Source organism: Allokutzneria multivorans, from assembly GCF_039537405.1.
GTDB lineage: Bacteria > Actinomycetota > Actinomycetes > Mycobacteriales > Pseudonocardiaceae > Allokutzneria > Allokutzneria multivorans.
Genome location: NZ_BAABAL010000024.1, coordinates 68,026 through 86,828 on the forward strand (window position 1 = coordinate 68,026; position 18,803 = coordinate 86,828).

General features: G+C 69.2%; 7 protein-coding genes (1 of these 7 running past the window's edge). 4 read left to right on the forward strand and 3 right to left on the reverse strand.

Going from position 1 to position 18,803, the window contains the following annotated elements; genetic code table 11:
• The 3 genes from ABD798_RS34155 to ABD798_RS34165 form a co-directional block, all read right to left on the reverse strand.
• Positions 1-3,541, reverse strand: partial view of a non-ribosomal peptide synthase/polyketide synthase gene (locus ABD798_RS34155; RefSeq protein ID WP_344884660.1) — the 5' end (the start) only. Its footprint begins 15,809 nt before the window's first position; only the first 3,541 of its 19,350 coding nucleotides appear in the window; it begins with the start codon at positions 3,539-3,541; its stop codon lies beyond the left edge, outside the window.
• Positions 3,541-10,011: an amino acid adenylation domain-containing protein gene (locus ABD798_RS34160; RefSeq protein WP_425549318.1), complete on the reverse strand. Its 6,471-nt coding sequence runs from the start codon at positions 10,009-10,011 to the stop codon at positions 3,541-3,543. The genes ABD798_RS34155 and ABD798_RS34160 overlap by 1 nt, the downstream gene beginning before the upstream one ends.
• Before the next feature lie 150 nt (positions 10,012-10,161).
• Positions 10,162-11,466, reverse strand: a complete 1,305-nt coding sequence (locus ABD798_RS34165) for a serine hydrolase domain-containing protein (protein WP_344884666.1) — start codon at positions 11,464-11,466, stop codon at positions 10,162-10,164.
• 939 nt (positions 11,467-12,405) lie between these two features.
• Between ABD798_RS34165 and ABD798_RS34170 the strand changes: the two genes are divergently transcribed.
• The 4 genes from ABD798_RS34170 (at position 12,406) to ABD798_RS34185 (ending at position 18,744) form a co-directional block, all read left to right on the forward strand.
• Positions 12,406-14,463 (forward strand): hypothetical protein, encoded by a 2,058-nt coding sequence (locus ABD798_RS34170; protein ID WP_344884668.1) that lies wholly within the window; start codon positions 12,406-12,408, stop codon positions 14,461-14,463.
• A gap of 23 nt (positions 14,464-14,486) precedes the next feature.
• Positions 14,487-14,837: a hypothetical protein gene (locus ABD798_RS34175; RefSeq protein ID WP_344884670.1), complete on the forward strand. Its 351-nt coding sequence runs from the start codon at positions 14,487-14,489 to the stop codon at positions 14,835-14,837.
• The gene (locus ABD798_RS34180; protein WP_344884672.1) at positions 14,834-17,257 is read left to right on the forward strand and encodes an Hsp70 family protein; all 2,424 of its coding nucleotides are present in this window, start codon (positions 14,834-14,836) and stop codon (positions 17,255-17,257) included. The genes ABD798_RS34175 and ABD798_RS34180 overlap by 4 nt, the downstream gene beginning before the upstream one ends.
• Before the next feature lie 365 nt (positions 17,258-17,622).
• On the forward strand, positions 17,623-18,744 hold the full coding sequence (locus ABD798_RS34185; RefSeq protein ID WP_344884674.1) for an HNH endonuclease signature motif containing protein: 1,122 nt from the start codon (positions 17,623-17,625) through the stop codon (positions 18,742-18,744).
• Positions 18,745-18,803: the final 59 nt, after the last annotated feature.

Here is an 18,803-nt window from a genome sequence, read left to right on the forward strand (position 1 = left end):
GTCCGTCCAGCAGAACGGCCCTGATCACCGGTCCGTTCTCCAGGGAGAGCCCGGTCTGCGCGGCGAGCGGCTCGGTGCCGCGTTCCAAGACGATCTCACTGTCCACAGGAGACTGAGTGCGGTCGTTCAGCCGCAGTCTCAGGGCTTCGTGGTGCTGGACGACCGTCTTCAAAGCTTGTTCGAGAGCGTGTTCGTCCACATCGGACGCGAGCCCGATCAGCGCGGACATGGTGAAGTGGTCGATCGGACCGTGCTCGGCGAGGAACCAGTGCTGGATCGGCGTCAGCGGCGCGGGCCACGACGGCCGGTCCACCACCTCCGCGATGACGGCAGGGGTGACCGCGACGGCCAGCTCAGCGATCGTCTGGTGCAGGAACACGTCCCGCGACGCGAGCTTGAGCCCGGCCTTGCGCGCCCGCGACACGATCTGGATGCTCAGGATCGAGTCGCCGCCGAGCCCGAAGAAGTTGTCCTGCACGCCGACGCGCTCCACGCCGAGCGCGCTAGCCCAGATCTCCGCCAGCGTCGCCTCGGTCGCCGTGCGCGGCGCCACGTAGTCGTCGCCGTCCCACTCCGGCGCGGGCAGCGCGCGACGATCGACCTTGCCGTTCTTCGTCAGCGGGATCTCGTCGAGCACCACGAACGCCGACGGCACCATGTACTCCGGCAGCGACCCCCGCACATGCGCCCGCAGCTCATCGACAACGACCCCCAACGGCTCCTTTGACGCGTTGAACGCACTAAACGACCCGTTCGGGGTTCCCAACGCACTGAACGGGTCGTTCAGCGCGTTAGACGCACCAAAGGAGGCGTTGGTGTTGGGGACCACGTAGGCGACGAGGCGTTTCTGGGTGGGGGTGTCCTCGCGGGCGATGACCACGGCCTCAGCCACGGAGGGGTGGGAGCGGAGGGCGGCCTCGATCTCGCCGAGTTCGATGCGGAAGCCGCGGATCTTGACCTGGTCGTCGGTGCGGCCGAGGTACTCAAGCTCCCCGGAGGCCGTCCAGCGCACGAGGTCGCCGGTGGCGTACATGCGCGTGCCGGAGCCGAAGGGGTTGGCCACGAATCGCGACGCGGTCAGGCCGCGGCGGTTGAGGTAGCCGCGCGCGACCTGGGCGCCGGCGAGGTACAGCTCACCGGCGACGCCGGGCGGCACGGGCCGGAGGCGGCTGTCCAGCACGTAGGCCTGGAGGTTGCGCAGGGGGCGGCCGATCACCGGGCGGGAGCCGCGAACGCGCGTGGAGACGGCGTCGACGGTGACCTCTGTGGGGCCGTAGAAGTTGTAGCTCGCGGTCCCGTCAACAGAAGCCAGCTCACGCCACAGGGATTCGCTCAGCGCCTCGCCGCCGAGCATGAGGATCTTGGGCTTGTGCGCGCCGGAGAGCAGGCCTGCGGGGACGAGCTGCTGCACGTAGGACGGGGTGAGGTCGAGGAAGTCGACGCGCCGGGACCGCACGTAGGAGACCAGCGCGTCGGCGTCGAGCCGGACGGAGTCCTCCAGCAGGTGCAGCTCGTGGCCGTCGGCCAACAGGACCGGGCCCTCCCACGAGGTGTCGAAGGAGAACACCGCGGACAGCGCCACCCGGAGCCGCCCGCCACCGGCGTCGGCCACGAAGTCGTTGCGGTGGTTGAAGAGCAGGTTCACCAGGTGGCGGTGCTCGACGACGACTCCTTTGGGCAAGCCCGTCGACCCCGAGGTGAAGATGATGTACGCGCCCTGCTCGGGCTGGATCGCCACGTCTGGATTCGTGGCGGGAAACGTGTCCACATCGGACAGATAGGCCGTGCCGGTCACGAGGATCACCGGGTCGGCGTCGGCCAGCATCGCCTCACGCCGCGCTGCCGGAAGGCCGGGGTCGACCGGCAGGTACACCGATCCCGTCTTGAGCACCGCGAGGATCGCGACGACCATCTCCGTCGAGCGCGGCAGGCTCAGCGCGACCACGCGCTCCGCCCCGGCTCCCGAAGCGATCAGCTTGTGCGCCAGGCGGTTCGCGCGCTCGTTCAGCTCCTTGTAGGTCAGCTCGTCCGAGCCGCACACGAGCGCGGTCTCATGTGGACGCTGAGCGACCTGCGATTCGAACAGCTCGACGTAGCTGTTGCGCGGAACGTCGAGCTGCGTGCTGTTCCACTCCTTGGTGACCCGCGTCAGCGAACCCGAGTCCATCAGCGAGAGCTGGTCAAGGCGCGTGTGGACCGCGAGCGATTCGAGCAGCGTGGTCAGGTGTGACGCCAGCCGCTCCATCGTTGACGCATCAAAAAGGTCAGTGCTGTACTCAAACACGCACTCCAGGCCCGAAGTGCGTTCGGTGAACTCCACACTCAGGTCGAAGTTCGCCGCCCAGCGGTTGAGGCTCACCTCAGAAGCCTGGAGCCCGGCGAACTCCGGCAGTCCGCGCTGCGCGTTCTGCAGCAGCACCATGACGTCGAACAGCGCGTTGCGGCTCGGATCGCGCGCGACGCCCACCGCGTCGACGAGGCGGTCGAAGGGCAGCTCGTCGTGCGCGAAGGCGTCGAGCGCGGTCGTGTTGACCTCGCTGAGGAACTCGCCGAACGTCCGCGAAGAGTCCACAGTGGAGCGAAGCACCACGGTGTTGATGAAGAAGCCGACCACTCCGGCCAACTCCGGCCGCGACCGCCCCGAACTGACCGTGCCGAGCGCGATGTCTGACTGCCCGGAGTAGCGCGCGAAGAGCACCTTGCACGCGGCCATCAGCACGGTGAACAGCGTCGTCTCGCACTCGCGTGCCAACGACGACAACCGCGAGACCACGGACTGCGGCAGCATGAACTCGTGCGCCGCGCCCGCCGAGGTCCGCACCGCAGGGCGAGGCCGATCGGTCGGCAGGCTCAGCGGCTCGATGCCGTCGAGCTGCTTCTTCCAGTAGTCCAGGTGCCCGTCCATCGACGCGAGCCGCCCGCGCTGCCACACCGCGAAGTCCGCGTACTGCAACGACGGCGCGGCCAGATCGGCGGATGCGTAGAGCGTGCTCAGCTCGGTGGCGAGCACGCCCATCGACCAGCCGTCCACGACGATGTGGTGCGAGCTGAGCAGCAGCACGTGCTCCTGCGAGTCCACGCGCGCGATCATCGCCCGGAACAGCGGACCGTCGCGCAGATCGAAGACCCAGGAGAATTCCTTCTCCAGCAAGCAGTTCAGGTCCTCGCGCGCGCAGTCCACCACCGGGACGGGCAGCTCGGAGGCGGGGTGCACGACCTGGACCGGCGTGCCGTCCAGCTCGCCGATGGTCGTCCGCAGCGACTCGTGTCTACTGTGGACGGTCCGGATGGCCGCGACGAGCTTCGGCAGGTCGAGCGCGCCGGTCAGCCGCACGGCCAGCGCGCTGTTGTACTCGTTGTCCCCCGGGTGCAGCTCGTGCAGGACCCACAACCGCTGCTGGGCCAGCGACAACGGCAACGGCTCGTCGCGCGGCGCGGAAGGGATGAGGTCGGCGCGCTTCGCCTTGCCCGCCAGCCGCTGCTTCAGCTTCTCCTGGAGGTGCGCGGGCAGGGCGGAGGCACGGGTCTGCTTCGACGACATCAGTTTTCTTCCTCGGTGACGATGCTCGAACCCGCAAGCGGTTCTTCGGCGGCGAGAGCTTCGAGCTCGCGCAAGATCGTTTCCTCGACGAGCGCGGCCAGTGCGGCGACGGTGCGGCTGGTCAGCACGTCGCGCGGGGTGAGCGCGACGTCGAAGGCATCCTTGACCTGGGAGGTGATGTGCAGGCTCAGGATCGAGTCCCCGCCCAGGTCGAAGAAGTTGTCCTCGATGCCGACCTTCTCCACACCGAGCACCTCGGCCCAGATGTCGGCCAGCGCCTCCTCCAGCTCCGTCTCCGGCGCCACGTACCCGACCGGGGCGTCAGAAGAAGGAGCGAAGCGCTCCACCACGGCGACCTCGCCGGTGAAGGCGGGGACGGAGCCGTCGGTGGTGATGTCGACGAGCAGTGCCCGCAGGTCGGCGCCGAGGCGGCCGATGGTGTCGGCGTCGAACAGCTTCGGCTCGAAGCCGAGCACGAAGGACAGCTGCTCGCCGGGGTAGACCGTGGCGCTGAGCGGGAAGTTCGTCGTCTCCACCGCGCGCAGCTCGCGCAGGCGCAGGCCGTGCGCGCTCGCGGCGTCGTCGTCGATCGGGTAGTTCTCGAACACCAGCAGGCTGTCGAACAGCGACCGGCCACCGGGAACACCGCTCCACGCCTGCATCTGCGTCAGCGACACGTGCTCGAAGCCCCGAGCTTCCACCTGCGCGGCCTGGAGCTCGCGCAGCCACTCGGAAATCTCGGTGTCGCCAGGGACCGCGACGCGCACCGGGAGCGAGTTGATGAAGATGCCGGTGATCGCGTCGACGCCGACTAGGTCCGCCGGACGGCCCGACACCGTGGAGCCGAAGCACACCTCATTTCGTCCACTGTGGCGGGACAGCAGCAGCGCCCAAGCACCCTGCACGACCGCGCTCGGCGTGATGCGGTGCTCCTTCGCGAACGCGTACAGCCGCGCGGAGTCCTCAATGGACAGACCGAACGACTGCTGCTCCGAAGCCGCGGTGTTGTGCAGGTCGATGCTCGCGCGGTCCTGGGGGAGCGGCGTCGGCTCGGTGAAGTCGCCGAGCACCTTGCGCCAATGCGCCTCCGCCGCGTCCTTGTCCTGATCCTGCAACCACTCCACGTAGTCGCGGAACGGCCGCCGCTCCAGCGGTTCACCGTGCCCGGAGTGCGCCTCGAACACGTCGGAGAGCACCTGGAAGACGCTCCAGCCGTCCAGCAGCACGTGGTGGAACGTCCACAGCACCTGAACTTCGGTCGCCGACAGCCGCGCCAGCGCGACGCGCATCAACGGCGCGGCGGCCAGGTCGATGCCCTCAGCGCGGTCGGACTCCAACAACGAGGCCAGGCGCTCCTGCCGCTCGGCATCGGAAACGCCCGCCCAGTCCAGGAACGCGACGGGAAGCCGGACCGAGTCGTGCACGATCTGCACAGGCTCGCCGACGCCCTCCCAGACCACGGAGCTGCGCAACACGGGAGTCCGGTCGACGACCTGCTGCCACGCCTCGGCAAAGCGCTCGCTGTCGCGAACCCCGTCCAGCACGAAGCTGGTCTGCTGGAAGTACGCGCCCTGATCACCCTGGGACAGGCCGTGGAACACCATTCCGGCCTGCATCGAGGTGAGCGGGTAGATGTCCTGAGTGGACGGAGTGACCAGGCGGTCGACCTGGTCCTGCGTGAGCCGCGCGAGCGGGAAGTCCGACGGCGTCCGCCCACCGGCACCAGGCGCCGTGCAGTGCGTGATGATCTCCTGAAGTGCCGCGAGCATCGCACCGGCCAGCGCGCGGATCGTGTCGCCGTCGTACTGCGCTTCCGAGTAGTACCAAGTAAAAGCGAGCGCGCCCTTCTCCACTCGGCCAACCACGTCGAGCAGGTAGGTGCGCTGCGCGTCGGGGTCCATGTCGAGCGCGAGCTCGCCCTGACTGTCGTCGAAGCGGCCCAGGTAGTTGAAGCTCACCTGCGGCGCGGCGGCGAGTCCGGCATCATCGGCGAGGTGACGCAGTGCTCCGTAGCCGATGCCGCGTCCGGGGATCGCGCGCAACTGCTCCTTGACCGACTTGAGCGCCTCGCCCCAGCCGGAGTCCGGGAGGTGCAGCGAAACCGGGAACATCGTGGTGAACCAGCCGACCGTTCGCGACAGGTCCACGTCGCCGAACAGCTCCTCGCGGCCGTGCCCTTCCAGAGCGAGCAGCACGCGCTCGGTACCGGTCCAGTCGCTGAGCACGCGGCCGAGCGCGGCCAGGAGCACATCGTTGACCTGCGTCCGGTACGCCTCGGGCACGTCGCGCAGCAGTGCGTCGGTTTCGACCGTGGAAAGGTAGACGCTGACCTCGCGCATCGACGAGGCGTCGTTCACGCCGACGCGGTCGGTCGGCAGCTCGAACTCCGCGTGCTCGCTCCAGTACCGGCGCTCAGCGGCGAAGCCACCGTCGGCGGTGTGCGCCGTGAGCTGTCGCGACCACTCCTGGAACGACGTGGACTTCTGTCCAATGTGGATGGTGGAGCCGCGGAGCGCTTGCCGGTAGGCGGTTTCGAGGTCCTCGGCGATGATCCGCCAGGACACGCCGTCCACGACGAGGTGGTGCCCGGTGAGCAGCACCGTCCGCGAGTCCAGCACCTTCGCGCGCAGCAGCTGCCCTGCGCCGAGGTCGAACGCCTCGTCCGGCGCGGCGTCGCTGAACGGCTCGACGGCACCGATCGGCGCGTTGTCCTGCACCCATTCGCCGTCCACCACGCGGAAGCGCATGCGCAGCGCGTCGTGGTGCTCGATCACCGCGACCAGCGCGGCGCGCAACGCCACCACGTCGGCCTTCTCGTCCAGCATGATCCGCATCGACTGGTTGAACCGGTCGGGGGAGACGGTGTGGCCGGTGAGGAACCACCGCTGGATGGGCGTGAGCGGCACGTCGCCGACGACCTCGCCCTGCTCGCTGCGCTGCTGCCCGCGCGCCACGGTCACGTGCGGCGCGAGCGCGGCGATGCTCTGGTGCTGGAAGATGTCCTTCGACGACAGCACGAGCCCGGCCTTGCGCGCCCTGGTCACCACCTGGATGCACAGGATGGAGTCGCCGCCGAGCGAGAAGAAGTTGTCCCGCACGCCGACCTTCGGCACGCCCAGGACGTCGGCGTAGATCTCCGCGAGCGTGGCTTCGACCGGCGTGCGAGGCGCGACGTGCTTGGACTCCGCGCGAGCCTCCGCCGGGATCTCCGGCAGCGCGTCGCGGTCGAGGGAGTCCACGAACACGAACGCCGTCGGCACCATGTAGTCCGGCAGCACCTGAGCCAGGAAAGCCCGCAGCGCAACGGAATCCTGCTTGCTCGCCTTGACGAACGCCACGAGCCGACCACGTCCGGTCCCGGTGTCCACCACGGCGACCGCATCGTCCACATCGGAGTGACGCACCAGCACGGACTCCACGGACTTCACGTCCACCCGGAAACCACGCACGCGCACGATCTCCGCCGTGTCGGTGACGACCTCCTCGGAGCCGCGCATCGGCAGGTCACCGAGCACGCTGTCCGGACTGGACACGATACCGGTCAGCAACACCTCAAGGTGCTCGCTCATCCGCTCGATCGTCGCCGCGTCGAACAGATCGGTGTTGTACTCGATCGTCGTGGTGAGCGAATCGGCCGAAGGCCAGAACTCGACGACGACGTCGAAGCGCGAGGACGGGCGCGGCAGATCGTGCTCGCTGACGCGCAGCTGCCCCATGCGGTCGCGCCGCACCAACGGCTGCTGCAACGCGACCAGAGCCTGCACGAGCGGCGTGCGGCTCGGGTCGCGCTCCGGCTGGAGGTGCTCGACGAGCCGGTCGAACGGGACCTCGTCGTGCGCGAACGCCTCCAGAACCGTCTCGCGGACCTCGCTGAGGAATTCCGGGAACTCCAGTGATGGGTCTACATAGGACCGCAGAACCAGAGTGTTCACGAAGAACCCCGCGACACCCTCAAGCTCGGTCCGGCCGCGACCGGAGTTCACCGTGCCGACGGAGATGTCGCGCTGCCGTGAGTACCGGGACAGCATGATCTGCACGGCGGCCGTCAACGTCATGAACAACGTCGCATCGTGCGCTCTGGCCACAGTGGACAGTCGCTCGACGAGATCGGTCGGCAGCGCGCGGCGGTGCACCGCTCCGGCCGAGGTCCGCACCGGCGGGCGGATGTGATCGGTCGGCAGGTCGAGCACCTCAAGGCCGTCGAGCTTGTGCCGCCAGTACGCAAGGTGCCCGTGCGAGACGCCGCCGCCCAGCACGTCCTTGGAGCGCTCCCGCTGCCACACCGCGTAGTCCGCGTAGGCGATCGGCAGCTCGGTGAGCATCGCGGGCAGGCCCTGAACGGCCGCCGAGTACAGCTCGGCCAGCTCCTCCAGCAGCAACGACACCGACCAGCCGTCGGTGATGATGTGGTGCTGCGCCAACAGGAGCACGTGCTCCTCGGCGCTCACCTCCACCAGCAGCACGCGGGTCAGCGCGCTCGACAGCAGGTAGGGACGGCGCAGTTCTCGCTCCAGCTCGGCGTCCACGTCCACGCCGGAGACCACGCGCACGGGGATCACGCCCTCGTCGGCGATGACCTGGAACGGCTCTCCGTCAACGGAGTCGAAGGTCGTGCGCAGCACCTCGTGCCGCTGCGTCAACTCATCCAGTGCGGAGCGCAGCGCCACCACGTCCAGCGGCCCGCTCAGCCGCAGAGCGACACCGGTGTTGTGGTCGGTGCCACCGGGCGCGAGGTCTTCGACGAGCCAAAGCCGTTGCTGCGCCGAGGAAAGCGGCAATCGACGGCTGCGGTCGGCGCGCGGGATCCACTCCGCCGCCGTCGTGGTCTCGGGCAGCAGCGCGGCCAGCTCAGCCACGGTCGGCGCGTCGAACACGGCACGCGCGGACACCGCGCTGCCGTACTTCTCCCGCAGGCGCGCCAACACCTTCACCGCCAGCACGGAGTCGCCGCCGAGCCCGAAGAAGTCGTCGTCGACGCCGATCTGGTCGGTGCCGAGCGCGTCGGCGAACAGACCCGCCACGACCTCCTCGCGCTCCGTGCGCGGACGGCTGCGCGCCGCACCGGAGCGGGCGGGAGCCGGAAGGGCCTTGCGGTCGAGCTTCCCGTTGGGGCTCAAGGGGAACGCGTCGAGCGTCACGAAGGCGGCGGGCACCATGTAGTTCGGCATCTCCGCCGCGAGCGCCTCGCGGACGGCCGCCGGGTCGGCGGAGCCGGTGAGGTAGGCGATGAGCCGCTTGTCGCCGGGCCGGTCCTCGCGCACGATCGCGACGGCCTGGCGCACCCCGGCAACCGCCTGCATGGCGGCTTCGATCTCGCCGAGCTCGATGCGGAAACCACGCAGCTTCACCTGGTGGTCGGCGCGCCCCACGAACTCCAGCACACCGGCCGGGGTCCGCCGGACCACGTCACCGGTGCGGTACATCCGGCTCCCGGCCGGTCCGAACGGGTCCGCGACGAAGCGCGTCGCCGACAGCCCGGGACGCCGCAGGTACCCGCGAGCCAGGCCGACACCGGACACGTACAGCTCGCCGACCTCGGTCGGGCGCAGCGCGGCGTCCAGCACGTACGCGGAGGTGTTCCAGATCGCGCCACCGATGGGCGGCGGTGCGTCGGCGGGCACCAGCGGACGGCTCCACGTCGACACGACCGTGGCTTCGGTCGGCCCGTAGGCGTTGATCATGCGGCGGCCGGGGGCCCAGCGCTGCACCAGCTCCGGCGGGCAGGCGTCGCCACCGACCACGAGCGTGCGGAACTCCGGTAACCGCACGCCGTCCGGCACGGTGGCCAGCGCGACCGGCGGGATGAGCGCGTGGCTGATCCGGCTCCGCTCCAGGACCTCGGCCAGCTGCTCGCCCAGCAGCGGCCCCTCCGGCGGCACGACCAGCGCGGCGCCGAGCGGCAGCGACATGCACAGCTCCAGCACCGAGGCGTCGAAGCTCGGCGAGGAGAACTGGAGCACCCGGTCACCCGGCCGCACGTCGAAGCGCTCGGCCTCGGCGGCGGAGAAGTTCGCCAGTCCCCGGTGCGACACCACGACACCCTTGGGGCGCCCGGTGGAGCCTGAGGTGTAGATGACGTACGCGGCGTTGTCCGGCGTCACGTCGACCACCGGGTCGTTCTCCGGCTGCCCGTCGCACTCGGGGAGCACGTGCAGCACGAGCAGCGGCTTCGCGTCGTCGATCATGTACGCGATCCGCTCGCGCGGGTACGCCGGGTCCACCGGGAGGTACGCCGCGCCCGCCTTGAGCACCGCCAGCTGCGCCACGACGATCTCCACCGAACGCGGCAGCACCAGCGCGACGATCTTCTCCGGCCCGGCACCCGCCGCGATCAGCTTGTGCGCCAACCTGTTCGCCCACGCGTTCAGCTCCGCGTAGCTCAGGCGGCGCTCACCGTCGAGCACGGCGAGCGCGTTCGGCGATCGCGCCACCCGCGCCTCGAACAGCTCGGGGAAGGTCCGCGCGGGCACGGCTCGCGCGGTCTCGGCCCACTCCTGGGTCAGTGCGGTGAACAACGGCGTCGGAGCCGTCTCAGCGGTCATCGGTGGTCGACCCTTTCGGGATCTGTCGGCATGCTCGAGGGCCGGGGAGCACCCGGCGGGCAACGGAGGTGGTGCCGGTCAGGCGGTCGGCGCCGGACAGCGCCGGCGCGCGAGCCGTCCGCCGACCTGGACGCGGTCGACGCCGCCGCCGGGGCCGGTGAGGAACCGCCCGGTCTGGCTGGTGTCGTCGGTGTCCACGTCGCGCAGGGCGAAGCGCAGGCCGTCCAGCGGGGTCAGCTCGGCGTAGTCCTCACCGTCGACGGCGAGGGCGAGCCGCCCACCAGCGGCTTCGGTGACGGAGTACACGAGGTCACCGTTGAGGTAGTCGCCGAGGCATCCCTCGGGCGCGGGCACCTGGGCGCCGTGGCCGACGGCCGCGCGCGTGCCGAGGCCGAACTCCGCGGCGAACTCCTGCCACAGGTGCAGACCGGTGCTGCCGTTGGTCGTGAGCGCCACCACCGCGCCCGAGGCCGGGTGCACCCGCAGGTGCGCGGACGTGCCGTCACCGGTGCCGTCGTGACCGACCCACTCGCCGTGCACCGCGAGGCCGAGTCCCCAGCCGTCGGCCATGCCGAAGGGCTCGGCGCCAGACACCGGCGTCCGTGCTTCCAGCAGCAGGTCCTCACCGATCAGCTCCTCGGCGCCGAGGAACACGCCACCGAGGGTGAGCAGGTCCAGCGCGCTCGCCGCGATGGCACCGGCAGGCGCGTCCAGCTCGCTCAGCGACTGGCGGACCGGGAGCGCGGGGTGGCCGGGGCGCACCGCGTGCCCGACCGCGACAGCGACGTCGGGGACGTCGGCGCGGGTGTCACCGACGTGGGCCAGGTCGAGGCCGAGCGGCTTGCCCAGTACCGCGTCGACGGACTCCCGCCAGCTCATCCCGGTCACGGCTTCGATGACGGCGCCGACGACAACGTAACCGATGTTGGAGTAGGAAAAACCCTCGTTCGGCGCACCGACCGGGGTGAGGGTGCGGCACGCGGTCAGCACGTGCCTGCGCGGCGAGGTCGCGCCGGTGTCGGCCGCATCCGACGGCAGGCCCGAGGTGTGGCTGAGCAGCTGGCGCGTGGTCACCGCGCCGTAGGCGGTGTCCCGCCCCAGTTCCGGCAGGTACTCCGAGATGGGCTCGTCCAGCTCCAGGTCCTGCTCCTCGGCGAGCGCCAGCGCCACCGCGGCGGTGCACGCCTTGGTCACCGAGCCCACCGGGACCTTGGCGCTCTCGGTGAGCACGTCCCCGGCGAGCGGCTCGGCGCGGCCCTGCCTGGCCACGCCGACAACGGCCGACGACCGTCGGCCTTCCAGCAGCACGGCGACCTGTGCGCCGGGCACGCCCCGGCTCACGACCAGCTCGTCGAGCCGCCGCGACATCTGGGCGAAATCCATCGATCCTCGCTCATCGACTTCCCAGGGGCACGGCTGATCCTCGGTCGATTCACCTCACCCCGGCTCACCGCCCGTGAACCGTTTACGGTGTTCGACCCGAGAATGTGACCCACAAGACATCGTGAGTCCGTAACGCGACTCCGCGTGCCCCGCGCGGAGTTATGTGCATTGAGTGCAGGGCAACGGTGTCAACCCACTCAGTTTTCAGCGACCGCCAAACGGAGCATTCGAGGAAGTATTACCGAATGCGACGGTGTACGTCGCCGAGGATGTAACCCGAGGTTTGGCGAGCGGCATGCTCATTCACCCCATTGGCGACAAGTTTCCTGTAACGCCCTGCTCCGACGGGTGATCCAGGGCATGTTTGAGTGACTCTACCGGCGAGTAGTCAGGCGTCGACCGGCTCGTTACAGATGAATTCTTCGAATCACGGGAGCGTCAAGTGGTACGAAAGTAACAGGGCTGCTTTGACTTTAGTACCACTTTTCTCGCGATGTGTACGAACAAATTCGGCGCGGGCGTGCCATTCGGATCGGTCCCGTTTTCGAAACGCATCCGTACTGGGAATGCCGGAGCGGGCCCCGAGGGGCCGTCCGCCGCACCGGAGCCGCCCCGGTGACGGCCGAACGTCGCAATCCGGTAACGCTTACGGCTCAGTCTCGACGAGATTCCTCCCGGTCCCTGGGACGTGCGGCCCGGTGAGCGCCGTCACTCGCCCGCATTGTCCGGGAAAACGTCTCGATCGCATTTCGAAAGGCAATTGCCAATAGATTCCCGCGAGCCCGCCCCGGCCCCCGGAACGCCCTGAGTTGGGGAAATGCTTGTGCGCCAAGGAGATCGTCGTTCCGATTGGGGATGGACTTGGTCACGGCTTGGCCGGGGCGTTGATCGCGACCGTGGCGGGCGGTAAGACAGCGGCAGGCGAGCGAGGGAGAAGGCGTGGACTCGGCTCAGGAGTTGTTCGCAACCGCCGTCGACCGGGAAGCCGCCGGAGACCTCCGCGGTGCGAAAGCGTTGTACGGCAAGGTGATCGAGACCGACGACGAGGAGTACGCGCCCGCGGCGGCGATGCGCCTGGCGCGGGTGCTGGAGGGAATGGGCGATCTGGCGGGCGCTCGATCGGCCTACCGGATCGCGGCGGATTCCGGGCACCCGTTGCACTCCGGCGTCGCCGTGCGCAGGTTGGCGGGTGCGGACGCACGGCGTCACGAGGCCGCGGCACCGACGTTGCTCGCGCCCGTGGCGAACCCGGATCTGTACCGCCGCAACGCTTTCCGGCTCAGCGGCCTCCCGGTCGATGCCACAGCGCGTGACCTGCGACGACGCGCCGACCAGCTGCGCGCGGCCGAACGGCTCGGTGCGCCGGTGACGATGCCCACCTCGTCGCTGCCGCCCGTCGAAGCGCCAGATCCCGCAGCAGTGCGGGAAGCGCTCACGCTGGTGCGCGATCCGACCAGGCGGATCGTCGAGGAACTGTTCTGGTTCTGGGAGATCCGGCCTTCGGACGCCCCGGACAGCGGCCCAGCCCTGCACGACGCGGCCGTGCTGGCACATGCCCAGGCACTGGACGCCGGGGACGGGGCGGACCCCGCGCTGTGGCGGCGCGCTTACGAGCACTGGGCCGCCGTTGTCGAGGAAACCGAGTGCTGGCAATGGTTGGAGCAGCGCGTCACCCAGCTGGCCGACCGCAGGCTCACCGAACAGACCATCGAGACCATGCGCGCGGAGCTGCCCAGAGCGGTGCTCGCGCCGCAGGCCGACCTGGCCGTCCGCGCCGCTGAGGCCGGAGCCGAGGACGTCGCCCGCGCGCACGTGGAGGCCCTGCGCAGATCGGGTTTCCCGGTCGCGGTGGTCACCGAAGCCCTTGCCGCCGCGACGAAACACCTCAGCGCGCGGGTCAGGACCGCCTGCCAGAACGCCGAGCGCGTCACGGCGGCCGACCCCGAGGACGGCGCCGACGCCGTCGACACGCTGTTGGACCAGGTAGAACCACTGCTGCGGGCGCTGCGACTGGTACTCGGCGCGACCACCTCGGCTTACGGGGCCGCGGCGGACGGGCTCGCGCTGTCGGTCAACACGTGCGTGATCAGGTTCGTCAACGAGGGCCACGACTTCGAAGACGCGTTCGAGCAGCTCGAAGAGGTCCTGGACATCGCGGTCAGCGCGCAGGTGCGCGCGGCCATCGAACCGAGCTTCGTCGCGGCGGGCTCCAACGTGCTCGGCGAGCTCTGCCAGGACGCCGCCGACCGCGCCACCGCGCTGCCGGAGGAAGGCGCGCGGATCGCGGCGGAGCTGATCGCCGAGCTGAGGCCGACGCTGCTGGCGATGGCCGCGCGCGCCGATCCGGAGAACCCGCTCTACCGCGAGTGCATGGACGGCGTGGCGCTGTGCGTCGTCAACTGCCTCGGCTCGTTCCACGGCGCGACCGGCGACGACGAGACCACGCTCGACGGGCTCGACGGAGCACTGGACATCGCCGTCGGCGACGAGGCCCGGGTGTCGATCACCCAGGCCATCGACGTCGTGCGCGGCGGTGTCGACCCGCCGTGCTGGTTCTGCCGGGCCCACAATGGAAAGGACGCCGTCTATGAGGTCGCTGTGCACGGTGAGGTCGACCAGTCCGAGTTCCCCAAGGTGACGTGGAAGACGGCCGCCGTCGCCGTGCCGCGCTGTCATTCCTGCCGCGTCGCGCACGAGCGCCGCGACTGGCTGGACTCCGGCTGGGTCTCCGCGCCGATCCCGCTGCTCGGCGTGCCGCTCATCGCGATCGGCATGGTCGCGCTGTTCAACGCGGACTTCGAGGTCCCCGCCGTGCTGTTCTACCTGCTCGTCGCGATCTTCCTGCTGTTCTCGGTGTACGGCTCGCTGGTCAACGCGCGCCAGCGCCGGGCCACCGCGCGGCAGGCGCGGCTCAACGCGGCCCTCTCCGGCTTCCCACCGATCCAGCAGCTCGACGGGCTCGGCTGGCGGCTCGGCGCCCGGCCGCCCGGTCTCTAGAGCCCTTTCCCCTGAGGAGAAGCATGTCAGCCCACGTCCAGGTGGAGTCCCGCTCGCTGGCCGACATCGCCACGGCGGTGTGGCGGCTGCACGCCAAGCTCGCCGACCAGGACTCGCCCGCGCGACGGCACGCGCAGACCGCGATGGACGCGCTCGCCGAAGCCGGGATCGAGGTCCAGTCCCACCGCGACCGCGACTACGACCCCGGCATGGCGATCCGCGTGCTCGCCTTCCAACCCCGGCCGGGGCTGACCAAGGAGACCATCGTGGAAACCGTCCGGCCCACGATCTACCTGCACGGCAAGGTGATCGGCATGGGTGAGGTCATCGTCGGGATTCCTTCCACTTCCGACGACACTGGAGAAGACCAGTGAGCGGCACGGTCGACGTCGGCATCGACCTGGGCACCACGAACAGCGCGGTGGCGCTGCTGCACGGCGTGGACACGGAGGTGCTGAAGAACAACGACGGTGACGAGACCACGCCGTCGGCGGTGTGGGTGGACCGCCGCGAGCGCCTGTACGTCGGCCGCGCGGCGCGGGACCGGGCGGAGGCCGACCCGGACAACACGTGCATGGAGTTCAAGCTGCGCATGGGAACCGCGGGCGTGGCGAAGCGGTTCGCGGCCAGCGGGCGGGAGATGACGCCGGAGGAGCTGTCGGCGCAGGTGCTGAAGTCGCTGCGCGCCGACGTCCGCCAGCGCACCGGCTCGGAGATCGGCGCGGCCGTGGTGACCGTGCCCGCCGCTTTCGACATCCACTCCTGCGACGCCACCCGCCGCGCCGCCGAGCTGGCCGGGCTGTCGTTCTCGCCGCTGTTGCAGGAGCCCACCGCCGCCGCGCTCGCCTACGGTTTCCAGGCGGCGGAGGAGAACGCGCTGTGGCTGGTCTACGACCTCGGCGGCGGCACGTTCGACGCGGCGGTCATCCAGGTGCGGGACGGCGAGTTCTCCGTGGTCAACGACCGCGGTGACAACTTCCTCGGCGGCAAGCTCATCGACTGGCGGATCGTCGAGGAGCTGCTGATCCCGGCGGCGGTCCGGCAAGCGCCCTCCTTGGCCGGGCTCCGTCGCGGTGACCCCCGGTGGTTCGCGGCGGTGAACAAGCTCAAGCTGGCCGCCGAGACGGCGAAGATTCGTCTGTCCAGAGTGGACACCACGGACATCGTGGTGGAGCTGGACGACGGCTCCGGCGGGCGCTTCGAGATCGACTGCGAGCTGACGCGGGCCGACGTCGAACGCATCACCGAGCCGCTGCTGGTGCGCTCGATCAACCTGTGCCACAAGGCTTTGCGTGAACGCTCGTTGAGCCCGGCGGACATCGAGAAGGTCATTCTGGTGGGTGGCCCGACGCTGTCGCCGTACCTGCGCGAGCGCTTGGCCGACCCGGTGCACGGCCTCGGCGTCGCGTTGGACCACAGCCAGGACCCGATGACGGTCGTCGCGCGCGGAGCGGCTATTTTCGCTGGCACGCAAAGGATTCCTTCTTCTGTTGAGCCTGCTCTCGGTGGTTTCGGCGTGCACTTCGAGTACTCGCCGGTCGGCCCGGACACCGAGCCCTTGGTGGCGGGCAAGGTCTCGCCCGTTGCCGAGGGGCTGAGCGTGGAGCTGATCAACTCCGACACCCGGCCGCCGTGGCGCAGCGGGCGGATCTCCGTCTCCGACGACGGCCTGTTCGCGGTGTCGCTGTGGGCGGAACCGGGACGGCTCAACACCTTCGCCGTCGAGCTGACCGACTCCACCGGCACGCGCCGCGACGTCGAGCCCGGCCACATCACCTACACCGTCGGCGCCGTCGAGACCGAGCCGCCGCTGACCCACTCGATCGGCGTCGGCCTCGACGGCAACCAGGCGATGTGGTTGCTGGAGCGCGGAACCGGCCTGCCCGCGCGCCGCACCGTGACCCTGCGGACCACCGCCGAGGGCGTGATCCGCATCCCCGTCCTGGAAGGCGAGTACCACCGCGCCGACCGCAACCGCCGCATCGGCCGACTGGAGTTCGACACCGGCCGGGGCCTGCCCTCCGGCAGCGAGGTCGTGTTCACCATCGAGATCGACGAGTCCCGGCTGATCAAGGCCAGCGCCTACGTGCCGATGCTCGACGAGGAGTTCCAGGACACGGTGAACCTGCGCACCGAGGTCACCCCCGGCCAACCGCTGCTCGTCCGCGCCTTCGACGCCGAGCGCTCCCGGCTGGCCTCGGTACGCGAACGCCAACGCGTCCTCGGCAACCCGGTCGCCGACGTGCTCATCGCCCGCATCGACAGCGAGCGCATGCTCCACGACGTGGACGCCCTTGTCTTGGCGGCCGGCTCTGATCCCGACGCCGCGACAGCCGCCGAGCGCCGCTTGCTCGACCTCCGCGTCGCGATCGACGACGTCGAGGACGAGCTTGAGTGGCCTTCGTTGGTCAACGAGGCGCGCGGCATGATCGCCGAGGCCCGGGACCTGGTGGGTGGCGGGGATCTGTTGCTGTACGAGAACGCGATCAACGAGGCCATCGACGCTCGGGACGCGGACTTGTTGCGGCAGCGGATGGAGGAGCTTCGGTTGCACGTGATGCGCGGATTGGACCGGAGCGGGGTCTTGCAGCTGCACTTCTTTCACGCGTTGCGGGAAATGCGTGGGGAGATGCGGAATCTGGCGCACGCTGACCGGTTGATCGCAGAGGGGGATCGGGCTGTGGAGACCGGGGAGTTGAATCGGTTGCGGGGGGTGAACATGCAGTTGCGAGATTTGTTGCCGGAGCCGCCTTTGCCGCCTGATCCGTTTAGTACTGTGGATCGGGTTCGGTGAGGTTGGGGGCTTTCAGCTGGCACCGGCTGGGCTTCCAGCTGGCGCCGGTACCAGCGGGGGGTCGGCTGGGCTTCCAGGGGGGGTACGGCTGGGCTTCCAGCTGGCACCGGCTGGGCTTCCGGGCCGCGCCGGTGCCAGCGGGGGGTCGGCTTGACCTGGGGCCCCTTGCGCGTGCCCCTGGGCCTTACAGGGGCACGGGATAGAACCCCGGCCCTCGCGGAAGCGTATGGCACGCGCACCCCAGGTAAAGCCTCGGTATGTCTTGCGCCTTACGTTCCAGCGTGGGGCACTTCGGGAGTTTGGGCGCCTGGGAATTCATTCTTTAGAGCCATGATCCACTATTATTTGCGGGTAGAATTGGGGGTATGACCCTCGATGACCTTCTCGTTGAGGTTGAGGCGAAACAGGCCGCTCTGTGTCATGCGAAAGCGGAACTCGCCACAGCCTTGATCACATTCCACGTCGCTGCCGACGATCGTGACTATCGGTTCGTCCAGAATGAGATTGCCTGCGCCCTGCACATCTCCCGACGTGGCGCTGACCGCATCCTGTCCAACGCCTCCGAACTCACTGAACGCCCCCGCGTGCTCGCAGCCCTCTCCGCCGGGTTGATCGATGAGAGCAAGGCCCTGCTGATCGTCGATCAGATCCGCATCCTGAAAGAACCGCAGACCTCGATCGCCGAGGCGAATCTGCTGGAGTACGCCCCCACCCGGACCTACACCTCGATCCGGCGGCGTGCCCAGACGTTGATCCACAAACTCGACCCGAAAGCCGCCGATCTCCGGCATGAGGAGAAGCGCAAACGGCGTCTGGTGGAGAAGATCAACCTCGACGACGGCATGGCCGAACTCCGCCACACCATGACCGCCCATGACACCGCGATGGCCTTCGACCACATCGACCGCATCGCGAAATCTCTACCCAAAGACGACCGAACCCTGGACCAGAAACGCGCCGACGTCGCCCGAGACCTGTTGCTAGGCCTCGACACCCCGGCACCGCAAGGCCAGACGATGGTCTATCTGACGATGCCGATCACCGCGCTACTCGGTCTCACCGATGACCCGGGCATGCTGGCCGGATACGGGCCGATCCCCACGGGCGTAGCGCAGGACATCGCCAAGGGCGGCATCTGGAAGCGGATCCTCACCGACCCGGTCACCGGGATGGCAGAAGAGGTCAGTGACACCTACAGGCCGTCGCCGAAACAACGCGAGCTGATCAACGCCCGGTACCCCAGGTGCACGGCGATCGGGTGCCAGCAGCCGTCACACCGCTGCGATCTTGATCATTGCTGCCCGTTCGACGGCACGAACACCACGATCCGCAACCTGCGGCCGAAGTGCCGTCACCATCACACCATGAAGACGCACTCGAACTGGCGGTGTGAGAACCGAGAAGACGGCACCCATCGGTGGACCACACCGGCCAAGCGCACCTACGACACCGAGCTGGAGCCGATCGCCGAACCGGCACCCTTCTAGTGTCCTGAGTCAGGAATTCTGTTCAGATAACTGGCTAGGCGGTGAAGGATCTGGTCTGC

Bases quoted from the DNA above. Each gene is read 5' to 3' on its own strand.
- ABD798_RS34165 (WP_344884666.1), bottom strand. From the start codon at position 11,466: ATGGATTTCGCCCAGATGTCGCGGCGGCTCGACGAGCTGGTCGTGAGC.
- ABD798_RS34175 (WP_344884670.1), top strand. From the start codon at position 14,487: ATGTCAGCCCACGTCCAGGTGGAGTCCCGCTCGCTGGCCGACATCGCC.
- ABD798_RS34185 (WP_344884674.1), top strand. From the start codon at position 17,623: ATGACCCTCGATGACCTTCTCGTTGAGGTTGAGGCGAAACAGGCCGCT.